At 66.6% G+C, this 25,713-nt stretch carries 9 protein-coding genes; 5 read left to right on the plus strand and 4 right to left on the minus strand.

Translation table 11 applies throughout. The features are described from left to right. Window positions 1–9: 9 nt before the first annotated feature. Both BLV20_RS28450 and BLV20_RS28455 read right to left on the minus strand, forming a co-directional pair. Window positions 10–6,597: a non-ribosomal peptide synthetase gene (locus tag BLV20_RS28450; RefSeq protein WP_092305692.1), complete on the minus strand. Its 6,588-nt coding sequence runs from the start codon at window positions 6,595–6,597 to the stop codon at window positions 10–12. Continuing rightward, on the minus strand, window positions 6,597–17,663 hold the full coding sequence (locus tag BLV20_RS28455; RefSeq protein ID WP_092305693.1) for a non-ribosomal peptide synthetase: 11,067 nt from the start codon (window positions 17,661–17,663) through the stop codon (window positions 6,597–6,599). The genes BLV20_RS28450 and BLV20_RS28455 overlap by 1 nt, the downstream gene beginning before the upstream one ends. Window positions 17,664–17,870: 207 nt before the next feature. On the opposite strand from BLV20_RS28455, the gene BLV20_RS28460 reads away from it, so the two are divergent. Beyond that, window positions 17,871–18,845 (plus strand): siderophore-interacting protein, encoded by a 975-nt coding sequence (locus tag BLV20_RS28460; RefSeq protein ID WP_092305694.1) that lies wholly within the window; start codon window positions 17,871–17,873, stop codon window positions 18,843–18,845. A 77-nt stretch (window positions 18,846–18,922) separates the two neighbouring features. Further along, window positions 18,923–20,053, plus strand: coding sequence for a cupin-like domain-containing protein (locus BLV20_RS28465; RefSeq protein ID WP_092305695.1), 1,131 nt, complete (start codon window positions 18,923–18,925; stop codon window positions 20,051–20,053). Window positions 20,054–20,131: 78 nt separating this feature from the next. On the opposite strand, the gene BLV20_RS28470 is transcribed toward BLV20_RS28465, so the two are convergent. After that, window positions 20,132–20,872, minus strand: a complete 741-nt coding sequence (locus BLV20_RS28470; RefSeq protein ID WP_092305696.1) for a thioesterase II family protein — start codon at window positions 20,870–20,872, stop codon at window positions 20,132–20,134. Between the two features lie 55 nt (window positions 20,873–20,927). Continuing rightward, window positions 20,928–22,118, minus strand: a complete 1,191-nt coding sequence (locus BLV20_RS28475) for an MFS transporter (protein WP_092305697.1) — start codon at window positions 22,116–22,118, stop codon at window positions 20,928–20,930. 140 nt (window positions 22,119–22,258) lie between these two features. On the opposite strand from BLV20_RS28475, the gene BLV20_RS28480 reads away from it, so the two are divergent. The 3 genes from BLV20_RS28480 to BLV20_RS28490 all read left to right on the plus strand — a co-directional run bounded on the left by BLV20_RS28480 (window position 22,259) and on the right by BLV20_RS28490 (window position 25,579). Further along, a complete protein-coding gene (locus BLV20_RS28480) occupies window positions 22,259–22,846 on the plus strand; it encodes a TetR/AcrR family transcriptional regulator (protein ID WP_092305698.1) in 588 nt (195 codons plus the stop codon). 119 nt (window positions 22,847–22,965) lie between these two features. Beyond that, a complete protein-coding gene (locus BLV20_RS28485) occupies window positions 22,966–23,766 on the plus strand; it encodes a glucose 1-dehydrogenase (protein WP_092305699.1) in 801 nt (266 codons plus the stop codon). Continuing rightward, complete coding sequence (locus tag BLV20_RS28490; RefSeq protein WP_092305700.1) at window positions 23,759–25,579, plus strand: glycoside hydrolase family 15 protein; 1,821 nt, start codon at window positions 23,759–23,761, stop codon at window positions 25,577–25,579. Before BLV20_RS28485 ends, BLV20_RS28490 begins: the two co-directional genes overlap by 8 nt. The last annotated feature ends 134 nt before the right edge of the window (window positions 25,580–25,713 follow it).

Here is a 25,713-nt window from a genome sequence, read left to right on the forward strand (position 1 = left end):
CTGCCTCTCCTAAGAAATTATTTTTTCAAGATCATCAGGAGATAAACGTTTGAGGGCCTCCAAAGATTTAGCCAATTCATCCTGCAGCGAGCAGGTCGTTTCCCGCAGCGCCTGAACCTTCTCGGCGAAGGCCGACAGGCTCTCGGCACCGAACAGCGACTTGACGGAAATATCCACGCCAAACTGCTGCTTGACCCGAGTCACCACCTGCGCCACCAGCAATGAGTGGCCGCCCAGCTCGAAGAAATTGTCGGTGCGGCCGACCTTCTCCAGCTTCAGCACATCGGCCCAGATCGCGGCGAGCTGCTGTTCCAGCTCGGTTTGCGGGGCGACATAGACCTGCTGCATCTGGCTGGCTTCGGCTTTCGGCAGGGCCTTGCGGTCGAGCTTGCCGTTCGGCGTCAGCGGCAGCGTTTCCAGGAACAGCAGATAGGTCGGCACCATGTAGTCCGGCAGGCTGGCCTTAAGTTGCGCCTTGATCGCTTCGCGCAGAGGGGCCTGCAACTCGGCATTACCGGCCACCTCAATGTCAGCCGGGACGATGTAGGCCACCAGTTGCTGGCCACCCTCGCCATCCTGGGCCAGGACAAAGGCTTCGCGTACCGCCTCCTGCTGCACCAGTCGTGCTTCGATTTCCCCCAGCTCGATGCGGAAGCCGCGCACCTTCACTTGATGGTCGATGCGGCCGATGTATTCGATCACGCCGTCGTCGCGATAGCGGGTCAGGTCGCCGGTGCGGTACAACCGGCCGCCATCGGTGGCGAACGGGTTCGGTACGTATTTCTCAGCGGTCAGCGCCGGACGAGCCAGATAACCCCGGGTAACCCCGGCTCCGGCCAGGTACAACTCACCGGCGCTGCCGGCTGGCAGCGCCTGCAAGTCCGCGCTGAGGATATAGCCCTGGGTATTGCTGATGGCCCGGCCGATATTGGCCCGGCCACCTTTTTCCCGGCGGGTGTAGGTCGAGTAGGTGGTGTCTTCAGAAGGCCCGTAGAGGTCGTAGACGTGCTGCAACGATGGGTTCTCGTAGAGCTTATCGACCAGGCTCTGTTTCAGCGGCTCACCAGCCAGATTGACGATGCGCACGCTGGCAGGAATTTGCCCGCCACGCTGCAAGGCCGCGATGGCCGACGGCACGGTGTTGATCAGCCGCACCTGATCGCGCGCCGGCAGGTCAGGCAGTTCCAGGGCGTTACGCGCCAGGACGATATAACCCCCCGCCGACAGCGTGACAAACAGCTCCCACACCGACAGGTCGAAGCAGATCGAGGTCGAAGCCAAGACCCCTTGCAAGTCTGTCGAGCTGTAGACCTGCAACGACCAGTCGATCAGCGCCAGCACGTTGCGATGGGCGATGGCCACGCCCTTCGGCAGGCCGGTGGAGCCCGAGGTGTAGATCACATAGGCCAGGTTGTCCGGGGTCGCGACCGCGACTGGATTCTCCGCCGAATAGCCATCAAGCCAGCCCGCGTCGCCATCCAGTTGCAGAATTTGCAGCGACTCAACACTCGGCAAGACCTGCAACAAGGCACTTTCGGTCAGCAGGATTTGCGCCTGGCTGTCGCGCAGCATATGGGCCAAACGATCCTGCGGATAATCCGGGTCCAGCGGCACATAGGCGCCGCCGGCCTTGAGCACCGCCAGCAGGGCCACGAGCATTTCCGGCGAACGCTGCAAGGCCACGCCGACCCGCACTTCCGGGCCGACGCCGGCCTCGATCAGCTTGTGCGCCAGGCGGTTGGCCCGGGCGTTCAGCTCTTGATAGCTGACAACCTGTTCACCGAACAGCACGGCCCGGGCATCCGGTGTTGCAACGGCCCGAACCTGGATCAGCTCATGCACGCACCGTTCGCTCGGGAAGTCGCTGACGGGCGGATTCCACTCATGGAGGACTCGCGATTGCTCGGCGGCGCCCAGCAGCGGCAAGTCTCCCAGGCGCTGGTTCGGCTGCTCGACCATGCCTTGCAGCAACCGCACCCAGCACTGGGCCATGCGCTCGATGGTGCTGGCCTCGAACAGGTCGGTGGCGTAGGTCAGGGAGGCCCAGAGGCCGTCCTCGGATTCGAAGGTATCGAGCGTCAGGTCGAATTGGGTGGTGTTCACTTCCCAGTTCAGGGTTTCCACGCCCAGCCCCGGAATGTCCTGGCCGTGCGCGCTTTTACGCGCGGCCGCCTGGTGGTTGAACATCACCTGGAACAGCGGGCTGTGGCTCAGGCTGCGATCCGGGTTCAGCGCTTCGACCAATTGCTCGAACGGCAGGTCCTGGTGATCCTGGGCCTGCAAGGCGGTGCGCTTGACCTGTTGCAGGAAATCGCTGAACGAGCGCTGGCCATCGACCTCGGCCCGGAGCACCTGGGTGTTGACGAAGAAGCCGATCAGGCGTTCGGTCTCGGCCCTGTTGCGGTTGGCGATAGGCACGCCGACGCGGATATCCGCCTGCCCGCTGTAGCGGTGCAGCAACACCTGGAACGAGGCCAGCAACAGCATGAACAAGGTGACGCCTTCGCGCTGCGCCAGCTGTTTCAACGCCGCCTGCAACGCTGCATCCAGCGCGATGCCATGGCGGGCGCCGCGGTAACTCTGCTCCAGCGGCCGGGCATGATCCAGCGGCAGGTCGAGAACCGGCGCCTCGGCCTCCAGTTGCCGCAGCCAGTAGCCCAGTTGCCGCGCCTTCTCGCCCTGCTCCATGCGTTGGCGCTGCCAGAGCGCGTAGTCGGCGTATTGCACCGGCAGCCCGGGCAGCTCGACTTCCCGCCCCTGGCTGTAGCCGGCATACAGCTGGATCAGCTCATCGACCATGACCTGGATCGACCAGCCGTCCGAGACGATGTGATGCTGGACCAGCACCAGCACATGATCGTCCGCGGCCAGGCGCGTCAGCTTGACCCGCAGCAGCGGGCCACTGCGCAGGTCGAAAGGCTGGCGCAGCTCGGCGTCGACGATCTTCCTGATCAGCGCTTCATCGGCGCTGGCGCCCTCGAGCGACGACAGGTCTTGCTCATCGATCGACAGCGAGCCCCGGGCCTCGATGACCTGCACCAACTGGTCCTGGTCCTCGACGAAGCGGGTCCGCAGGGTTTCGTGCCGGGCGATCAACGCGCCGAAGCTACGTTGCAACGCCGCGCTGTCCAGGGCGCCACGCAGCCTCAGGGCCATCGGGATGTGGTAGGCGCAGCTGGCGGAATCCAGTTGCCACAGAAACCATTGCCGCTCCTGGGCAAACGACACGGCCAACGGCCGGTCGCGCTCGACCGCGACTATTTTCTGCGGCGCATCCGCAGACGCCTGGCCCAGGAGCTGGACGAAATCTTCCAGGCTCGTGCCCTCGAAAAACACCTTCAGCGGGGCCTCGATGCCCAGGTCCTGGCGAATCCGCGACATGACCTGGGTAGCGAGCAACGAATGCCCGCCCAGCTCGAAGAAGTTGTCCGTCAGCCCCACCCGCTCGAGCTTGAGCACATCGGCCCAGATCGCCGCGACCTGCTGTTCCAGCCCGCTGCGCGGCGCCACATAAGCCGCATGCAGCAGGTGGCCGTCGACGCCGGGCAAGGCTGCGCGATTGAGCTTGCCGTTGGCGGTCAGCGGCAGCGCCTCGAGGAACAGCACATGGGCCGGCACCATATAGGCCGGCAGGCTGTCGCGCAGGCCGGCCTTGATCTCGTCGCGCAGCCGCAGCTGGGCGTCGACGACCTGCGGCGCATCCCACGCCAGGCTGGCCGGCACCACATAGGCGACCAGTTGCGGCCCGTCGGGGCCGTCATGGGTCAGGACCACCGCTTCGCGCACCGCGTGCAGCTCCTGCAGGCGGGCCTGGATTTCACCCAGCTCGATACGGAAGCCACGGATCTTCACCTGCTGGTCGATACGCCCGACATAGCCGATCGAGCCGTCGTGCTGGTAGCTCGCCAGGTCGCCGGTGCGGTACAGCCGCCCTCCCGCCGGGCCGAATGGGTCCGGGATAAACCGCGTGGCGGTCAGGTCGCCGCGGTTCAGGTAGCCCCAGGCCAGGCCGGCACGGCCGACATACAGCTCGCCGATGCAACCCTGGGGCACTTGCTTGAGGTTGGCGTCGAGCAGGTACCAGGACATGTCGGGAATCAGCTCGCCGATCGGGCTGCCATTGCTCGAGGCCAGGTCCGCCCGGGACAGCGGCCGGTAGGTCACGTGCACCGCGGTTTCGGTAATGCCGTACATATTCACCAGGCGCGGCTGCCGGTCGCCGAACCGCTGGAACCAGGGCTGCAGGCTGCCGACCTCGAGCGCCTCGCCGCCAAACACCACGTAGCGCAGGGCATGCGCCTGCTCCGCGGCGCAGGCCACGTGCATCAGCTGGCGGAACGCCGAAGGCGTCTGGTTGAGGACCGAGACCCGCTCCTCGCATAGCAGCCGGTAGAAATCACTGCTCGAGCGCGCCACGTCCTGGGGCACGATCACCAGCCGGCCGCCATGCATCAGGGCGCCGAAAATCTCCCATACGGAGAAGTCGAAGGCGTAGGAATGAAACAGGCTCCAGACATCCGTGGCGTCGAAGCGGAACCACTCCCGGGTCGCCGCGAACAGCCGCAGGACGCTGTGATGCGGCTGCAATACGCCCTTGGGCTTGCCGGTGGAACCGGAGGTGTAGATGACATAGGCCAGATGCTCCGGCAGCACCTCGACCTGCGGGTTTTCTGGGCTGTAGCCGTCCAGCGCCTGCCCCAGTAGCAAGGTGAGGCCGGCAAAGGCCGGCAGGCCGTCCTGCAGGTGGGCCTGGGTCAGCAGCAAGGCGATGCCGCTGTCTTGCATCATGTGCAGCAGGCGGTCCTGGGGATAGGCAGGGTCCAGCGGCACGTAGGCACCGCCAGCCTTGAGGATCGCCAGCAGCCCGACCAGCATTTCCAGGCCGCGCTCCACCGCCAGGCCCACCCGCACATTGGGCCCCACGCCCTGCTCGATCAGCTTGTGCGCCAGGCGGTTGGCCTGGCTGTTGAGCTGCTGGTAATCCAGTTGCTGGCGGCCGAACGTCAGGGCAATCGCCTGGGGTGCCTGGCGGGCCTGCTGCTCGATGACTTGGTGAATGCACGCCTGGCTCGGGAAGTCGGCCTGGCTTGGGTTCCACGCCTGGATAATCCGTTGCCGCTCGCTGGCAGCCAGCAGCGGCAATTCGGCGATGCGCTGGCCTGGCTGCGCGACGATCCCCTGCAACAGCTGGGTCCAGTGGCGCGCCAGTTGCTCGACCGTCGCCGCCTCGAAAACATCGGTCGCGAACACCAGCGACGCGGCGATCAGGCCGTCGGTCTCGGCGGTGGTCAGGGTCAGGTCGAACTGCGCGGTCTGCCCCTCCCACGCCAGCGGCTCGATGCTCAGGCCCGGCAAGGCATGGGCCTGGGTGGCGCCCCGGGCCTGGGCCTGGTGGTTGAACATCACCTGGAACAACGGGTTGTGGCTCAGGCTGCGCTCCGGCTGCAAGGCTTCGACCAGTTGTTCGAACGGCAGGTCCTGGTGGGACTGGGCCTGCAAGGCCGTCTGCTTGACCTGTTGCAGGAAATCGCTGAAGGCCAGCTGCCCGTCGATCTCGGCCTTGAGCACCTGGGTGTTGACGAAAAAGCCGATCAGCCTTTCGGTTTCCACCCGGTTGCGGTTGGCGACCGGCACGCCCACGCGGATATCCGCTTGCCCGCTGTAGCGATGCAGCAGGGTCTGGAACGAGGCCAGCAACAGCATGAACAAGGTGACGCCTTCACGCTGGGCCAGGGCCGCCAGTGCTTCGCTCAGGCCGGCTTCGAGCTGCAGGTCGAAACGGGCGCCGCGGTAGCTCTGCAACGCAGGGCGCGGGCGATCCAACGGCAGTTCGAGCAGCGGCTGCTCACCGCCCAGTTGCTCGACCCAGTACGCCAGCTGCCGTTCCTTCTCGCCGGCCTCCATCCAGTTGCGCTGCCAGATGGCGTAGTCGGCGTACTGGATCGACAGCGGCGGCAATTGCGGCTCCCGCCCCTGGCTGTAGCCCAGGTAGAGCGCCATCAGTTCGTCGACCATGATCTGCATCGACCAGCCATCGGAAACGATATGGTGCTGGGTCAGTACCAGCACATGATCGTCCGCCGCCAGTTGCAACAGGCCCACGCGCAGCAGCGGCCCGGCCAGCAGGTCGAAGAGCTGCGAAGCCTGGCTGTCGACGAAGGCCTTGATGCCCGCGGCGACGGCCTGCGCGGACGCCGCCGTCGGCAGTGTTTGGCAAGCGATCTGCAACCGGCCCTGGGGTTCCACCACCTGGGCAGGGTTTTCAGCGTCCTGGACGAAGCGGGTGCGCAGCGTTTCATGGCGCGCGACCAGGCTGTCGAAGCTGCACTGCAAGGCCTCGACATCCAGCGCCCCGCGCAAACGCAGGACCTTGGGAATGTGATAGGCCGTGCTCTCGGGCGCCAGTTGCCAAAGGAACCACTGGCGTTGCTGGGCGTAGGACAGCGGCAATGTCGGCTGCCCCAGGCGCACCTCGGGAATCGGCAGGTTGGCCGGGGAAATGCCTTGCTCGAGCATTTTCTGCAAATAGACGCGGCGCTTTTCCAGCGGCAGCAGAATGAAGCCTTTGACAATTTTCAGCGCAGTCGTGTGATCCATTACACAGCCTCCATTTCGTCGAGCAAGAGTTCCAGTGCGCTCAGGTCCTGGGCCTGAGCGGGCGACTGCTGCATCTGCTTGACGAACAGGCCCAGGGTCGGGAATTCAAACACCATCTGTACCGTGAGCCGCTGGCCCAGTTTCAGTTGCACACGAGAGACCATCGCGGTTACCAGCAAGGAATGCCCACCCAATTCAAAGAAGTTATCGTTCAAGCCCACTTGCTCGACCTCGAGCACCTCGCCCCAGATCGCCGCAACCTGTTGTTCCAGCTCGGTTTGCGGGGCGACATAGGCCTGCTGCATCTGGCTGGCCTCGGCTTTCGGCAGGGCCTTGCGGTCGAGTTTGCCGTTCGGCGTCAGCGGCAGCGTTTCCAGGAACAGCAGGTAGGTCGGCACCATGTAGTCCGGCAGGCTGTCCTTGAGTTGCGCCTTGATGGCCTCGCGCAGGTTGGCCTGACGTTCCATATCAAGCGTCACTTCGGCATCGCTCGGCACCACATAGGCCACCAGTTGCTGGCCACCCTCGCCATCCTGGGCCAGGACAAAGGCTTCGCGCACCGCCTCCTGCTGCACCAACCGCGCTTCGATTTCCCCCAGCTCGATGCGGAAACCACGCACCTTTACTTGATGGTCAATCCGCCCGATGTATTCGATCACGCCGTCTTCGCGATAGCGGGTCAGATCGCCGGTGCGGTACAGCCGGCCGCCATCGGTGGCGAATGGATTGGGCACATATTTCTCGGCGGTCAGCGCCGGACGAGCCAGGTAGCCCCGGGTGACCCCGGCCCCGGCCAGGTACAGCTCACCGGCGCTGCCGGCCGGCAGCGCCTGCAAGTCCGCGCTGAGGATATAGCCCTGGGTATTGCTGATGGCCCGACCGATATTGGCCCGGCCATTTTTTTCCCGGCGGGTGTAAGTCGAGTACGTGGTGTCTTCCGACGGGCCGTAGAGGTCGTAAACGTGCTGCAACGATGGGTTTTCGTAGAGCTTGTCGACCAGGGTCTGCTTCAGCGGCTCACCAGCCAGATTGACGATGCGCACGCTGGCGGGAATTTGCCCGCCACGCTGCAAGGCGGCAATCGCCGACGGCACGGTGTTGATCAGCCGCACCTGATCGCGCGCCGGCAGGTCAGGCAGTTCCAGGGCGTTGCGTGCGAGGACGATATAACCACCCGCCGACAGCGTGACAAACAACTCCCACACCGATAGGTCGAAGCAGATCGAGGTCGAGGCCAAGACCCCTTGCAGATCCGCCGGGCTGTAGACCTGCAACGACCAGTCGATCAGCGCCAAGACGTTGCGATGGGCGATGGCCACGCCCTTGGGCAGGCCAGTGGAGCCCGAGGTGTAGATCACATAAGCCAGATTGTCCGGCGTCGCCGTCGCGGCAGGATTCTCTGCCGAATAGCCATCAAGCCAGCCCGCGTCGCCATCCAGTTGCAGAATTTGCAGCGACTCAATACTCGGCAGCACCTGCAACAAGGCACTTTCGGTCAGCAGGATTTGCGCCTGGCTGTCGCGCAGCATATGGGCCAAACGATCCTGCGGGTAATCCGGGTCCAGCGGCACATAGGCGCCACCGGCCTTGAGCACCGCCAGCAGAGCCACAACCATTTCCGGCGAACGCTGCAAGGCCACGCCGACCCGCACTTCCGGGCCGACGCCGGCTTCGATCAGCTTGTGCGCCAGGCGGTTGGCCCGGGCGTTCAGCTCTTGGTAACTGACAACCTGTTCACCGAACAGCACGGCCCGGGCGTCCGGGGCCTGCAATGCCTGTTTCTCGACCAGCCGGTGAATGCACGCATCGCTCGGGTAATCGCGGGCCGGCCTATTCCAGCCGTGCAGGACCTGCTCCCGTTCGGCGCCGCCCAGTTGCGACAACTCGCCCAGGCGCTGTTCGGCGTTGTGCAACATGCCCAACAACAGGTTTTCCAGCTGTTCGCCCAAGCGGGCCATGGCCGCCGCGGAGAACGACGCCAAGGCGTAGTTGAACTCCAGGGCCAGGCTGTCGCCCATGCCCACCAGCAAGGTCAGCGGGTAGTTGGTCTGCTCGTGGTTGCCGGCCGACTCGAAGCGCAGCCCCTCGGGCGCACCTTTTGCCAGGGCTTCGGAGACCGGGTAGTTCTCGAACACCAGGATATTGTCGAACAGCGCCTCACGGCCCAGCCCGGCCCAGCGTTGCACGTCGTACAGCGGCGTGTGTTCGTAGTCGCGCAGGGCCAGGTTGTGGGCTTGCACCGCTTGCAGCCAATCGCCAACCCGCATGTCCGGGCGTGGCGTGGCCACCACCGGCAGGGTGTTGATAAACAGGCCGATCTGCTGCTCCACGCCCTTGAGCTCCGCCGGGCGCCCGGACACCGTGGCGCCGAACACCACCGTCTCCTGGCCGGTGCAGCGTTGCAGCAACAGCAGCCAGGCCGCCTGCACCAGGGTGTTCACCGTGACCTTCTGCTGCCGGGCGAACTCGCCCAGGCGCTGGGTCTGCCGGGCATCCAGGTTGCGTCGGCAAGCGCTGTGACCACGGCCAGCCAACACCTCTGCCGAGTGGGCAACGGCGGCCGCCAGATGCGTTGGTTGCTCCAGCGGCGCCAGCTGTTCTTTCCAGAACCTTTCGCTGGCCTGGGCGTCCTGGCGTTGCAGCCAGGCGATGTAGTCGCGGTAGCGCCCCGGCGCATGGCTCGGCGGTTGGCCGGCGTAACGTTGCAGCACCTCGCCGAGCAGCTGCGAATTGCTCCAACCGTCCATCAAAATATGGTGGTTGGTGTAGATCAGGTGATAGCGGTTGTCGCCGGTGCGCACCAGGAGCAGGCGCAGCAAGGGCGCGGCGCCCAAGTCGAAGCCGCGCTGGCGTTCCTGTTCGGCCAGGCTGTCCAGGGCCTCCGGCGCCTGGCCGCGCCCGTCGTGTTCGGCGAACGCCAGGCTGGTTTGCTTGTGCACGATTTGCACCGGGGCCGACAGTTCGCCCTGCCAGATAAAGCTGCTGCGCAAAATATCGTGGCTGTCGAGCGCGGCCTGCCAGGCTTGCTGGAAGCGTTCGGGATCGAGCCCTTCGACATCCACCCGCAACTGGTTGATGTAGTCGCCCGCCGCTTGCTGGTAGAGGGTGTGGAACAGCATGCCCTGCTGCATCGGCGACAGCGGATAGATGTCTTCGATCTGTGCCGTCGGCACCGGCAAGCGGTCCAGCTGCGCCTGGGTCAACGCCGCCAGCGGGAAGTCCGACGGCGTTACCCCGCGATGCTCGGGCTGGCAGCAATGCTCGATCAGCGCCTTGAGTTCCAAGGCATAATCGTCGGCCAGGCGCTGGATGGTGGCGCTGTCGAACATCGCCTGGCTGAAGGTCCAGCCCAGGGTCAATTCGCCGCCGTAGACCTGGCCATTGAGGCTCAGCCAGTTGCCCAGCGGCGCCTCGGGGCTTTGATCGCGGCCCTTGGCTTCGCCGGACGGGGTGAACCAGGCGTCCTGCTCATCGAAGCTGGCGTCGAACTGGCCGAGGTAGTTGAAGGTGATGCGCGGTACCGCCAGGGCCTTGAGCGCCGCTTGGGCCTGCTCGTCGCCCAGGTAACGCAGGGCGCCAAAGCCGATGCCCTTGTTCGGCACCGCGCGCAGCTGCTCCTTGATCTGCTTGATCGACTCGGCCAGGGACGCCTGCGGCGTCAGCTTGACCGGGAATACGCTGGTGAACCAACCAACGGTGCGGGTCAGGTCGACGGTGTCGAACAGCTCTTCGCGGCCATGCCCTTCAAGCTGCACCAGAGTGCTGGCGGCGCCGGTCCAGCGGCCGATGACCCGCGCCAGGGCGGTCAGCAGCAGATCGTTGATCTGCGTGCGGTAGGCCGCCGGGGCGTCCTGCAACAGCTGCAAAGTGTGGGCCTTGTCCAGGCGGCTGCTGACGCTGACGGCGTCGCGGTTGTACACCGCCTCCGTCGCCCGGTCGCAAGGCAGGCTCGACTCGACGCCCGCCAGCTGCGCCTGCCAGTAGCCCAGCTCCTGTTGCAAGGCCGGGCTGGCGGCGTAGGCCTGCAACTGTTCGGCCCAGGCTTGGGTGGAACTGGTCTTGGCCGGCAGCTTGAGCGCTTGCCCCGCCGCCAGCTGGCCCAGCGACTGCTGCAAATCTTCCAGCAAAATGCGCCAGGACACGCCATCGACCACCAGGTGGTGGATCGCCAACAACAGCCGTTGGCTGCCATCGCCGAGGGTAAAGAGCACCGCGCGCAACAGAGGCCCTTGTTGCAGGTCGAGGCTGCGCTGGGCTTCCTCGCAGCCTTGCTCCAGCTCGGCCTGGGTGGCGACGTTCAGCTGCCAGAGAAGCGCCCCCGCAGGCGCTGCCGAAACCGGCGCGCGGTAAGTCGCGACCCAGCCCTGCGGCTGTTCGGTAAAGCTCAGGCGCAGGCCGTCATGCTGCTCGAGCAAAGCCCGCAGCCCTTGCTCGACAAGGGTCGCCGTCAATGCCCGGGTCGGTTTGAGCAGCACCGACTGGTTCCAGTGCTGACGCTCGGCAATCGGTTCTTCGAAGAACCACCGCTGGATCGGCAGCAGCGCGGTTTCACCCGACACCGGGCCCTGGTCGATCTGCAAGCCGCCCTCGCCCTGCTCCGCCACCGAAGCCAGGCCCTGCACCGTCTGGTGCTGGAACAACTCCTTGGGGGTAAAACGGATGCCCGCTTGGCGGGCGCGGCTGACCACCTGGATCGAGATGATCGAGTCGCCGCCGAGCTCGAAGAAGTTGTCGGTCAGGCCGACCTGCTCCAGTTTCAGCACATCGGCCCAGATCGCGGCGATCTGCTGCTCCAATTCGGTTTGCGGCGCCACATAGGCCTGCTGCATCAATTGCGCATCGACCTTGGGCAACGACTTGCGGTCCAACTTGCCGTTCGGGGTCAGCGGCAAGGCCTCAAGGAACAGCAGGTAGGTCGGCACCATATAGTCCGGCAAGTTGTCCTTGAGCCGCGCCTTGATGCTTTCGCGCAGTTGCGCCTGACGCTCGTTGCTCAAAGAGACCTCGGCGTCCACCGGCACGATATAACCCACCAGTTGCTGCCCGCTCGGCCCGGGCTGGGCGATCACCGCCACTTCCAGCACCGGCTCCTGCTCCAACAGCCGCGCCTCGATCTCGCCCAGTTCGATGCGGAAACCACGCACTTTCACCTGATGGTCGACACGGCCGACGTACTCCACCAGACCGTCGGTGCGGTAGCGCGTCAGGTCGCCGCTGCGATACAGCCGCGCTCCCGTGGTGCTGTAGGGGTCGGGGATAAAACGCTCGGCCGTCAGGCTCGGCCGGTCCAGATAACCGCGAGCCACGCCCAGGCCGCCGAGATACAGCTCGCCCGCCACACCCACCGGCAGCAGGTTGAGGTTGGCATCGGCCACGTAGGCGCTGCGATTGCCGACAATATTGCCGATCGGCGCGTAGGCCGCGTCGCATGGATCGCCGGCCTTGGCCTTCCAGATCAGCGGCGTCACCACGGTCTCGGTGGGGCCGTAGCCATTGAAGATGTACTTGGGCCGCAGCACACGCCAGGCCAGGTCATAGCTGGCCTGGGGCACCGCGTCGCCGCCGAAGCAATAGACCCGCACCGCCGGTGGATGGCCGTCGCGCTCGGCGTGCACCGCCAATTGCTGCAGGTACACCGGCGGGAACACGCCGACGGTCACGCCGTGGCGATGCATCTGCTCGTAGGTGTATTCCGGCGACCACAGGCTGTCGTCGCGGATCAGCACGCTGGCGCCATAGATCAGCGGGTGCATCCAGCCTTCATGGGAACCGTCGAAGGCGAACGACATAAAGTGCAGCTCACAGTCCGCCGGGCTCATCTCATAACGTTCACCGGTGGCCAGGCTGTGCATCGCCAGCGGCCCGTGGGACACCGCCACGCCCTTGGGCAAACCGGTGGAGCCGGAGGTGTAGATCACGTAGGCGAGGTTTTCCTCGGCCAGGGTCACCTGCGGGCAGGTCGCCGGGTAGGCGGCAAAATCGGCGGCGCCCTCGACGCACAGAGTCGGCAAACCGTCCGGAATCGGCAGGCGTTGCAGCAGGTGTTCCTGGGTCAGCAGCAGCCAGGCGCCGCTGTCCTGCATCATGTAGCGCAGGCGGTCCTGCGGGTATTCGATGTCCAGCGGCACATAGACGCCGCCGGCCTTGAGCACCGCGAGAAAGGCCACCATGATTTCCGCGCAACGCGGCATGGCGATCGCCACCCGCACCTCCGGCCCCACCCCCAGCTCGACCAGCTTGTGCGCCAACTGGTTGGCCTGGACGTCGAGTTGGCGATAGCTCAGGCGCTGTTCGGCAAAGATCACCGCCAGGGCATCCGGGGCCTTGGCCGCCTGGTCGGCGAACAGCTGATGCACGAAGCGCTCGGTCGGGTAGACCACCTGGGTGTGGTCCCAGTCCTCGCGGATCTGGCGCTGCTCTTGCTCGCCCAGCATCGGCAATTCGCCGATGGCTTGGCGCACCTGCAACATGGCTTGCAGCAAATGGCGCCAGTGCCGCGCCATGCGCTCGATGGTGGTGGCGTCGAACAACTCGCCGGCATAGATGAACGAAGCGTTGATCCCGGCATCGGTCTCCAGGGTTTCCAGGGTCAGGTCGAACTGCGCCGTGCCGCCTCGCAGCACCTGCTCCTCGGCCCGCAGCCCCGGCAGGCTGTCGCTGCCGGCATTTTCACCGGCGATGCTCAAGTGGTTGTACATCACCTGGAACAGCGGGTTGCGGTCCAGCGAACGCTGCGGGTTGAGGGCATCGACCAAACGGTCGAACGGCAGGTCCTGATGGGCCTGGCCCGCCAGGGCCGTGGCCTTGACCTGGCGCAGCAACTGCTCGACCGCAAGTCCCGGCGCCAGCTCGACCCGCATGACCAGGGTGTTGACGAAGAAACCCATCACCCCTTCCATTTCCTGGTGCCGGCGATTGCTCACCGGGACGCCGATGCGGATATCCGGCTGGTCGGTATAACGGTGCAGCAACAGCGCGAAGGACCCCAGGAACAGCTGGAACAGGGTCATGCCCTGCTCGCGGGCCAGACGGCGCAGCCCTTGCTCCAGCGCCCCTTCCAAGCGCACGCCGAGGCGATCCTGGCGATAGCTGGGCAGCGCCTGGCGCGGATGGTCCACCGGCAGCTCGAGGATCGGCTGTTCGCTGCCCAGCTGCTCGCGCCAATATTCGAGCTGGCGCTGCTGCTCGCCCTGCTCCAGCCAGGCGCGATGCCAGCTGGCGTAGTCGGCGTACTGCACCGCCAGCTCGCCCAGCGCCGGCGCCCGGCCTTCGACGAAGCCGCGGTACAGGGCGACGAATTCACGCGCCAGCACGCTCATCGAGGCGCCGTCGGAAATGATGTGGTGCAGGGTCACGACCAGCAGGCTGTCCTGCTCGTCCAGTTGCAGGACCCGGGCACGGCACAGCGGCCCGCGCTCCAGATCGAACAGGCGCTGGGTTTCCTCCAGCGCCTTGGCCTCGACGGCCTCGCGCCCCAGCCCGGGGGCCAGGCGTTCCCACGCCAGCGGTACTTCGCCGGCCGCGTGGATCGCCTGGCACAGGGTGTCCCCGACCTGGGCGAAGGTGCTGCGAAACGCCTCATGGCGCCCGGCAAGCGCGGCAAAGGTGCGCTGCAACGCTTGCGGGTCCAGGCGCCCCTGCAGGCGCACGACAATCGGCGTGTGATAGGCCGTGCTCTCGGGGTGCATTTTCCAGAACAGCCATTGCCGCTGCTGGGCATGGGACGCCGGCAGCGGCTGGTCCCGGCCCAGCGCCTCGATGGCCGATGGCGCGGCTCCCGCGGCGCTGGCCTCGACCTGCTGGACGAACTCGTCGAAACGCGAGGTTTCGAACAGGATGCGCAAGGCCACATCGGCCGACAGCGCCCGCCGGACCCGGGAAATGATCTGCGTGGCCAACAGCGAATGCCCGCCCAGGGCAAAGAAGTTATCGCTCAGGCCGACCCGCTCGACCTTGAGCACCTCTTGCCAGATCGCCGCCATGCGCTGCTGCATCGCGGTGACCGGCGCCAGGTATTCCCGGCTGCCCGTGTCGACCTCCAGCGCCGGCAGCGCGCGCAGGTCGAGCTTGCCGTTGGGCGTCAGCGGCATGCTGTCCAGGGCGATGAAATGCATCGGTAGCATGTAGTCCGCCAGGCTCGCCAGCAGTTGCTCGCGCAGCGGGCTCCAGGCCTGCGCGGCCTCCACGGCCGGCGCCAGCACCACATAGGCGACCACCTGCCGCTCGCCGACCACGTCGAGCACCTGGGCGATGGCATCGACCACTTGTGGCTGCTGCTTGAGGGCGGCGGTGATTTCCCCCAGTTCGATGCGGTAGCCGCGAATCTTCACCTGATGGTCGATACGCCCCAGGTAGTCGATCGCGCCGTCCGCCCGGTAGCGCGCCAGGTCGCCGCTGCGATAGAGGCGCTCGCCATCGGCGCTGAACGGGTCCGGTACAAAGCGCTCGGCGGTCAGCCCCGGGCGCCGGTGATAACCGCGGGCCACGCCGGCCCCGCCCAGGTACAGCTCGCCGGGGCTACCCGGCACCTGCGCCTGCAGCGAGGCGTCCAGGACATAGGCCCGCACGTTGGCCAAAGGCGTCCCCAGGGGCACGCTGGCCAGGTGTTCGTGCTGCGGGCCGGTGACCAGGGCCAGGGCGCCGACCGTGGTTTCCGTGGGGCCGTAGTGGTTGACCACCGCGCAACCCGGCGCCAGGTTCTTGATGCGCTTGACCAGGCTCGCCGGGCAGGCCTCGCCACCCAGCACCAGGCACTGCGCCGGCAGCGCCCGGGCCGCATCGCCGCCGCCGAGCAGGGCCTCCAGGTGCGACGGGACGATTTTCAGCACATCGATCCGCTGCGCGTGCATGTAGTCAGCGAAGCGCTCGGCATCGAGGCCGATATCCAGGGCGATCACGTGCAGGCAGCTGCCGGAACACAGCGCGCCGAACAGCGTGGTGTGCCCCAGGTCGGCGGCAATGGTCGAGACCACCGCCATATGCCGCGCCGCGCCCAGCGGCAGGCGCTGCAGGATCGCCTGCACGTAGTTGGCCAGCGCCCCCTGCGTGACGGTGACGCCCTTGGCCGCGCCGGTCGAGCCGGAGGTGTAGATCGAGTACGCCAGGTGCTGCGCGCCGATGTCCGGCGCCGCTGCCGGCCGGTCCGCCTGCGCCGCCCAGTCCTGTTCCCGGTCCAGCAGCAGAAGGCTCACGCCGTCCTGCACCGGCAGCCGCGGCAGCAGTTTTTCCTGGGTCAGCAGCAAGCCGACGCCGCTGTCCTCGAGCATGTAGCGCAGGCGTTGCGCGGGGTATTCGGGGTCCAGCGGCACATACGCGCCGCCGGCCTTGAGCACCGCCAGCAGGCCGACCACCATTTCCAGCGAACGCTCCACCGCGATGCCCACCAGCACATCGGGACCGACTCCCCGGCCGATCAAGCCGTGGGCCAGGCGATTGGCCCGGCTGTCGAGTTGGGCATAGCTCAATTGCTGCCCGGCAAATACCAGGGCCGGCGCCTCGGGGCGCAGGCGGACCTGCTCGGCGAACAGTTGCAGGACCGTCGGCGCGGCGAACGCCTGGGCCGTGCGGTTCCATTCGATCAGGGTGCGCTGCTGCTCCTCGACCGCCAGCAGCGGCAAGTCGCCAATCGCCGCCTGGGGCTGGCGGGCCATGGCCTCCAGCAGGTTGCGCCAATGCCCGGCCATGCGCTCCAGGGTCGCCGCCTCGAACAACTGGCAATCGTAGGTAAAGGCCCCGTGCAGGCGGCCGCCGCGCTCGAAGGTGTCGAGGGTCAGGTCGAACTGGACCGCCCGTTCCTGGCGGTCCAGGGCTTGCAACTGGAGCCCGGACTGGCTGCGCAGGGTGCCCAGCTCGGTGACCTGCGGCTGGTGGTTGTACAGCACCTGGAACAGCGGCGTATGACTCAGGCTGCGTTCCAGTTGCAGGGCCTCCACCAGGCGCTCGAACGGCAGGTCCTGATGCGCCTGGGCGCCAAGGGTGGTTTCGCGGATGTCGGCGAGCAATTGCTCGACCGTCAGCGCCGGGTCGAGCTCGGTGCGCAGCACCTGGGTGTTGACGAAAAAGCCGATCAGGCCTTCGGCCTCCTGGCGCGTGCGGTTGGCGATCGGCACCCCGACACGGATGTCCTGCTGGCCGCTGTAGCGCGCCAGCAGCAGCTTGAAGCCGGCGAGCAAGACCGTGAACAGGGTCACGCCCTGCTGCCGGGCCAGGCCCCTGAGCTGCTCGACCAGCGGCTGCTGCAGCTCGAAATCATGGCGCCGCCCCTGCCGGCTGGCCTGCGGCTGGCGCGGATGATCGGTGGGCAGCTTGAGCACCGGATGCTCGTCGCCCAGCTTGTCCTGCCAGTACCGCAGTTGCCGCTCCTGCTCCCCGGCTTCCAGCCAGCGACGCTGCCACAGCGCGTAATCGCTGTACTGGATGGGCAAGGCCGGCAGGGCCGGAGCCCGGCCCTGGGAAAAGGCATCGTAGGCCTGGAGAAATTCCTGGATCAGCACGCCCATCGACCAGCCGTCGGACACGATGTGGTGCAGCGTCAACAGCATCACGTGTTCCTGTTCGCCCAGCCCCAGCAGGCACACCCGCAGCAGCGGCCCCTGCTCCAGGTCGAAGGGCGCGCACGCCTCGGCGCGCGCGCGCTGCTGCACCGCGGCCTCGCGCTGCGGCTGGTCCAGCGCGCCCAAGTCCTGGTAGTCGATGTCCAGCTCGGGGGCCAGGATCACCTGGCGCGGCTCATCGCCCTCCTGGCGAAACGCCGTGCGCAGGCTTTCGTGGCGCTCCAGCAGCCAGTGGAATACCCGCGCCAGCACGGGCCGGTCCAGGGGCCCGCTCAGGCGTACCGCGTTGGGCAGGTTGTAGGCGGCGCTTCGCGGGTCGAGCTGCCAAAGAAACCACATGCGCTGCTGCGCGTAGGAAAGCCCCAGGCGGTCAGGTGCCGCAACCCCCGCCGGAATGGGCAGCAGAGAGAAATCGACGCCTTCGTTGTCCAGAGCGTTCAAGAACAGCCGGCGCTTTTCCAGTGGCAGTTCAATGAATCTGCGGGCGAGCTTCAAGGAGTCTTCTGCATTCATCAGGGTTCATCCGTACATGTGGGGTATCGAGCATTGGCTCGGCTATCCCTACGGAACGGATGGCGCCTCGGGAAAATTAACCCGTCGCCCCGCGCCACGGGCCGCCCGCCGCAGGCCGGCCAGCGGGCCGCGGCGACCGGGCCGGGCTAAATCGAGGTAGCGCCCCTTCGTTACTTCCCTATCTTTTTCCCGCACGAGGTATCGCCCATGTCTTCCGCCCATTCGCTGACCGACATCCTCGCCAAAGGCTTACGCAAACTGGTCGGCATCGACAGGCCGAAACCGACGGGCTACCGGATGATCGATGTCGAGCTCAAGCAGCGCATCAACCTCAGCCCCAGCCTCGCCCGCCTGGTCTTTGGCGGCGCGGACATCGAGCACGCCCGCACCCTCGCCCCGGACCAGCGGATCAAACTGTTCTTCCCGGCGGCGGACGGCACGCTGCCCGACCTGCGCCAACACGGCGACTGGTACAAGGCCCGGGGCCAGCTCGGCGCCGAGCAACGCCCGCCCATGCGCACCTACACCATCCGCGCCCTGCGCCCGGAAACCGCCGAGCTGGATGTGGACTTCGTCCTGCACGGCATCGGCGGCCCCGCCTCGGCCTGGGCCACCCAGGCGCAGATCGGCGACCGCCTGCAGATGCTGGTGCCCAATCGCCACTTCGACGGCGACCCGGGCGGCTACGAATGGCAACCGCCCGCGGGCATCCGCAACATCCTGCTGATTGGCGACGAAACCGCCCTGCCGGCCATTGCCGGGATTCTCGAAGAACTGGCCCTGGCCGAGGACGCGCCGAACGTGCAGGCGTTTATCGAAGTGCCCCACGAAACCGACTGCCTGCCGTTGCGCTGCAGCCCGCAGACGCGCCTGAACTGGCTGCCCCGCGACCTCCTCAACAGCGCCCACGGCGAAGCGATGATGCATGCCGCGCGCGAGCTGGCCAGCCTGCCGGCGAGCACCGGCGCCAAGCCGCCCACGGCGGCGCTGGCGGAGATCGATATCGAGCGGCAGATTCTCTGGGAACAGGCCCGCCCGGCCGACAACGACTTTTATGCCTGGGTCGCCGGCGAGTCGGCGGCGGTCATGGCCATCCGGCGCCACCTGATCAAGGAGCGCGGCCTGGACCGCCGGGCGCTGACATTGATGGGTTACTGGCGGCTCGGGCGCGCCGTGGATTGAAACGCCGGCGCGACGGATAAATTTCCCCCGGCAGCGCTCGTCCCCTCTTCACACCTGAGAAAACCAGAGGGAATGCCGTGGACCTGCAGAACATCCTGTCAACGCTGTTCGCCAACGCCGGCTCGGTCGGTATCGAAGGCGTGTTCCAGTTCGTCTTCGCTCCGGACCGGGTCTTCTGGTCCGAAATCAAGGAACAAAGCACCACCGAAAGCGGCCGCCATGCCCGCCCGGATGTGACCATCGGCATCGCCGAGCAGGACTTCCTCGGCATCATGGGCGGAACCGCGAATGTCGAGGAACTGTTCGCCAGCGGGCGCCTGAAGATCGACGGCAACATGGGCCTGGCGACCCTGCTGCCGCAGATCATCAACCGCGCCCGGCATGGCGGCAAAGCCGAAAAGGTCGACATGAACCAGCGCTACCCGACCCCGGCGCGGCCCAGCGAGGCCCTCTCGGCCGGCCAACAGGTGCTGCGCGAGGTCGAACGCCGGCCACGCCAGCAGCTGTCGGTCGAGACCTTCCGCCGCGACTACCTGCCCCACGGCATTCCGCTGATTATCAGCGACGCCCTGCGGGACTGGCCGCTGTTCAACATGAGCCGCGAAGAGTCGCTGGTGCACTTCGCCCAGCTGCAAGGCATCACCCGCCACGGCGACTATGCGCAGAAGACCTTTTCCACCGAGCGCGACTTTCGCTCGACCTCCATGCGCGATTTCATCGCCTCCCTCGACGCCCCGGCCGGCAAGGGCCGCAACGGCGAGCCGCCGGCCTACATGGGCAACAACATCCTGCCGGCGCAATTGCTGGAGCAGATCCAGTACCCACCCTACTTCGACCTGTCGCTGTTCATCGCCCCGCGCATCTGGATCGGCCCCAAGGGCACCCTGACCCCGCTGCACCGCGACGACACCGACAACCTGTTCGCCCAGGTCTGGGGGCAGAAATCCTTCATCCTCGCCGCGCCCCACCACCGCCCGGCGCTCGGCACCTGGTCCACCGCGCCCAAGGGCGGGCTGGACGGCTGCGACTTCAACCCGGATGCGCCGGACTACCAGCGCTTCCCACAGGCGCGGGACGTGACCTTCCTGCGCATCACCCTGCAGGCCGGCGACCTGCTGTTCTTGCCCGAAGGCTGGTTCCATCAGGTCGAGTCGGTGTCCACCTCGCTGTCGGTGAACTTCTGGGTGAACTCGGGAAGAGGCTGGTAACGCCGCGGCCAATGGCCGGCCGGCAAAAACGCCAAGACCCGCCATGCGGCGGGTCCCGGGAGTGACACGGCAGGCGCCTCAGACCGTCAGCGCGCTGGCCTGGGCATGACGGCGCCGATGGACCTCCAGGTGGTCCTTGATCATCCGCAGCACCTTGGCCTCATGCTCGTGAATGAAGAAGTGCCCGCCGGGCAGCATGTCGACCGAGAAACTGCCGCGGGTTTCGCGGCTCCAGCCGATCAGCTGTTCGGTCGTGGCCCTGTCGTCCTTGCCGCCCAGCACGTGCACCGGGCATTGCAGCGGCGCGCGCTCGACCGGGTGGAACCGGCCGCACAACAGGAAGTCCGCGCGCAGCACCGGCAGCGTCAGGCTCATCAGCTCGCGGTTGGCCAGCACTTCTTCGCTGGTGCCGTTGAGCGTGCGCAAGCGGTCGATCAGCTCTTCATCGGTCTTAAGGTCGGCGAAGGCGCGGTCGTATTCGCTGCGCAGGGTCGGCGCCGCCGTGCCCGAGGCGAACAGCGCCACCGGTTCCGGGCAGCCGAGGGAGCGCAGGGCGTGGGCCATTTCACAGGCCAGCAAGGCCCCCAGGCTATGCCCGAACAACGCATAGGGCGCCCGCAGCGAGGCGCGCTGTTCACGGGCCAGTTGCAAGGCCAATTGACGCATGTCGGTTTGCAGCGGCTCGCCGAAGCGCGCCCCGCGCCCCGGCAATTCCACCGGTTGTAGCTGCAGCCAGTCCGGCAGCTTGCGCCGCCAGCGGCTATAGACCATCGCGCTGGCCCCCGAATACGGCAGGCACAGCAATGTCAGTTTCGTCACTGCACTTACCTCAACCCAATATCTGTTAGTGAGAACGGACGACGCGGCAGACAAATTAGTCCGCCGCGACCGCCTCGGCGCTGCGCCCGTAGCTCTGCAGCGCCACCGCGAACACCACCGCCCCCGCCGCCAGCGCCACCCAGAAGCCGCTGCGCGCGCCGAAGGCATCGACCAGCCAGCCGGAACTGGCGGCGCCGATGGCCACGCCGATGCTCAGCCCGGTGATCAGCCAGGTCAGGCCTTCGGTGAGCCTGGCCGCGGGCACGATGTTTTCCACCAGGGCCATGGCGACGATCAGGGTCGGGGCGAAGAACAGGCCGGCGACGAACACCGTCAGGGACAGGCCGAGGATGTCGCTCGCCAACAACAGCGGCAGGGTGGTCACGGCGGTGGCGATGCCACCGTACATGAACAGCCGCGGCAGCGGGATATCCAGTTTCAGCGCGCCGAAGGCGATGCCCGCCAGGCACGAGCCGATGGCGTACACCGAGAGCACGATGCTCGCCGCCGCGGGCTGCCCCTGCTGCTGGGCGAACGCCACGCTGACCACGTCCACCACGCCGACGATCACGCCCATGGCGATCATCAGCAGCACCAGCAACTGCAATTTCAGCGAGCGGATGATCGACACGTCGTGATGGGCCTCACGGGGATGCACCGGCGGCTCGGTGGCCCGTTGCGCCACCAACGCGCCGACGCCGATCGCCAGCATCAGCAGCGCGGCCAGCGGCCCGGCCTCGGGAAACACCGCCACGCACAGCCCCACCGACAACGGCGGGCCGACGATAAAGCACACCTCGTCGAGCACCGACTCCAGGGCATAGGCGGTCTGCAATTGTGGCCGGCCGCGGTAGAGCTCGGTCCAGCGGGCGCGGACCATGGCCGACATGCTCGGCATGCAGCCGGCCAGGGCGGCGAACAGGAACAGCGTCCAGTGCGGCGCCTGCAAGCGCGTGCACAGCAGCAACGCCAACAGCGCCCCGCCGCCCACCCCGGCGGCGATCGGCAGCACCCGGCCCTGGCCGAAACGGTCGACCATGCGCGACACCTGGGGTGCACAGAAAGCCGTGGCCAGGGCGAAGGTCGCCGCCACGGCGCCGGCCAGCGCGTAGCCGCCCTTGAGCTGGGACAGCATGGTGATCAGGCCGATGCCGGTCATGGAAATCGGCATTCGGGCAATCATCCCCGCCGTCACGAAAGCGCGGCTGCCGGGGGCGTTGAACAGCTCGCGGTAAGGGTTTGCCATCTTTCTGTACACCTGTTCTGAGGGCTGTAGCTTGCCAGGAAGGCACCGCAGGGCAAAAATACATACGGCGCGTATGTGAGAAAGCATGCGAACATACGCGCCGTATGTCAATCCACGTATCAGCTGTGTGAGTGCCTGCCATGAGCCCGCGTCAACGCGCCGAGATGATCGAACACACCCGTAGCAAACTCATCGCCAGTGCCCGCCAGGCCTTTGGCAGCCTGGGTTATGCCAACACCTCGATGGACGACCTGACGGCCGAGGCCGGCCTGACCCGTGGCGCTTTGTATCACCATTTCGGCGACAAGAAAGGCCTGCTGGCGGCGGTGGTCGAACAGCTCGACGCGGAGATGGACCAGCGCCTGGAGGCAATCTCGCGCGGCACCGACGACCTCTGGGGCACCTTCGTCCAGCGCTGCCGCACTTACCTGGAAATGGCCCAGGAAGCGGAGATCCAGCGCATCGTCCTGCAGGATGCGCGCGCGGTGCTCGGCGACCTGACCGACGCCAGCGAGGCACAGTGCGTGGCGTCCTTGAGTGCGCTGCTGGATGAGCTGATGCAGGCCGGCCTGGTGGTCAACGCGCCCAGCGAAGCCCTGGCGCGCCTGATCAACGGCAGCCTGCTGGACGCCTCACTGTGGATCGCCCGCGACGAACATCCGGGACAACGCCTGCCGCAGGCGCTGGCCGCGCTGGAGACGCTGCTGCAAGGGTTACGGGTGCGCTAGCCCTCCCCCGTCCTGCCGGCTCGCGGGCGATGGCCGCGCGGCAAAATCGTAACCCCCGGTGAACTCCTGCCCGCTCTTGCCAGTCAGCTGAACAGACTCTCCGGTTAAGGTGCGTGCTCATGAACATCTCCCTGAACCAGCAAGTCGCCCTGGTCACCGGCGCCAGTTCCGGTATCGGCGCCGCGGCGGCCACCGCCCTGGCCGCGGCCGGGGCTTCGGTGGTGATCAATTACTACCAGCAGGCGGCGCCCGCGGAAAAACTCGCCGCCGACATCAACGCCTGCGGCGGCCGGGCCATTGCCGTGGGCGCCGACATTTCCCGGGAGGACGAGGTCCAGCACCTGTTCGACAAGGCCCTGGAAGCCTTCGGTGCCCTGGACATCCTGGTGGCCAACGCCGGCCTGCAAAAAGATGCCGCCACCGTGGACATGACCCTGGAGCACTGGAACCAGGTGATCGGCGTCAACCTCACCGGCCAGTTCCTCTGCGCACGCGCCGCCCTGCGCATTTTCAACCGCCAGGGGATCCGCACCGGCATCTCTCGCGCCGCCGGCAAGATCATCCACATCAGCTCGGTGCACCAGCACATTCCCTGGGCCGGGCATGCCAATTACGCGGCGTCCAAGGGCGGCGTGGACATGCTGATGCGCAGCCTGGCCCAGGAGGTCAGCCACCAGCGCATCCGCGTCAACGCCATTGCCCCGGGCGCGATCGCCACGCCGCTCAATCGCAAGGCCCTGGAGGGCGCGGCCGAGCGCAAGCTGCTCGAACTGATTCCCTACGGACGCATCGGCGACGTCAAGGACGTGGCCAATGCCGTGGTCTGGCTGGCCAGCGACGCTTCCGACTATGTGCTGGGCAGCACCCTGGTGATCGATGGCGGCATGAGCCTGTATCCGGAGTTTCGTGACAATGGCTGAGACTGAACGCCAGGCGTCGATCGGCGCCCACGGCATCATTGGCGACATGCGCAGCGCCGCGCTGGTCAACGACAAGGGCAGCGTGGATTTTTTCTGCTGGCCGGAATTCGACAGCCCGAGCATCTTCTGCTCGCTGCTCGATACCCCGGACGCCGGCATTTTCCAGCTGGCGCCGAACCTGCCCGATGCCCGCTGCGAACAGATCTACCTGCCGGACAGCAATGTGCTGCAGACCCGCTGGCTCAGCGAGCGGGCGGTGGTCGAAATCACCGATCTGCTGCCCGTCGGCGACAGCGAGGATGAGCTGCCAATGTTGATCCGCCGGGTGCGCGTGGTCAGCGGCCGCGCCACCCTGCGCCTGCGCTGCGCGGTGCGCCATGACTATGCCCGCGCCGCGACCCGGGCCCGGCTGGACGGCGACGCCGTGTGCTTCGAGGCCGACCGGCAGCCCGGGCTGCGCCTGGTGGCCAGCCAGCCGCTGCGGATCGACCGGCAGGCGGCGGTGGCCGAGTTCGAGCTGCAACAGGGGCAGCGCGCCGAGTTCATGCTCGGCGGTATCGACGACCCACGGCTGGTCGAGGGCGGCAGCGACCTGTGCCTGGAGCACACCTTGAAGTTCTGGCGCGACTGGATCGGCCAGTCCAACTACCGCGGCCGCTGGCGCGAGATGGTCAGCCGCTCGGCCCTGGCGCTGAAGCTGCTGACCTCGCGCAAGCACGGGGCGATCCTCGCCGCCGCCACTTTCGGCCTGCCGGAAACCCCGGGCGGCGAACGCAACTGGGATTACCGCTACACCTGGATCCGCGATGCGTCGTTCACTGTCTACGCCTTCATGCGCCTGGGTTTTGTCGAGGAAGCCAATGCCTATATGCGCTGGCTGCGCGGCCGGGTCAGCGACTGCCGTGGCCAGCCGACCAAGCTCAATATCCTGTACGCCATCGACGGCCGCCAGCAGCTGCCGGAAAGCCGCTTGGCGCACCTCGCGGGCCATGGCGGGGCGACGCCGGTGCGCATCGGCAACCAGGCCTACGAACAGGTGCAACTGGACATTTTCGGCGAGCTGCTGGACGCGGTGTATCTGGTCAACAAATACGGCGAGGCGATTTCCCATGAGGGCTGGAAGCATGCGGTGGACGTGGTGGACCAGGTCTGCGACAGCTGGAACGGCAAGGATGTGGGCATCTGGGAAATGCGCGGCGAGCAGCGGCATTTCCTGCACTCGCGGCTGATGTGCTGGGTGGCCCTGGACCGGGCCATCCGCCTGGCGTCGAAACGCTCGCTGCCGGCGCCGTTCGCCCGCTGGGACCAGACCCGCCAGGCGATCTACGACGATATCTGGAGCAATTTCTGGAACGCCGAGCGTGGGCATTTCGTCCAGTACAAGGGCGGCACCGCGCTGGACGGCTCGATGCTGCTGATGCCGCTGGTGCGCTTCGTCGGCGCCCGCGACCCGCGTTGGCTGGCGACCCTGGAAGCGATCGAGAAAACCCTGGTGCGCGACGGCATGGTCTACCGCTACCGCAACGACGACAGCCAGATCGATGGCCTGCCCGGCACCGAAGGCGCATTCGCCGCCTGCTCGTTCTGGTACGTCGAGTGCCTGGCCCGCGCCGGCCAGCTGGACAAGGCTCACCTGGAGTTCGAGCAACTGCTGCGCTACGCCAACCCGCTGGGGCTGTACGCCGAAGAATTCGACAGTCACGCCCGCCACCTGGGCAACACGCCCCAGGCCCTGACCCACCTGGCCTTGATCAGCGCGGCGAGCTTCCTCAACCGCCGGCTCAGCGGCGAGAAAATCCTCTGGCAGCCTTGAGCAACCTCGCTCATCGCACGCAAACACCCGCATTCTTCTGTAGGAGCGAGGCTTGCCCGCGATGGCCATACCGCGCAACGCCTGGAAGACCACGCCATCGTTCTTCGCGCGCAAGCTGCGCTCCTACAGAAGCA

The sequence above is a fragment of the Pseudomonas sp. NFIX28 genome, from assembly GCF_900107395.1.
Lineage (GTDB): Bacteria > Pseudomonadota > Gammaproteobacteria > Pseudomonadales > Pseudomonadaceae > Aquipseudomonas.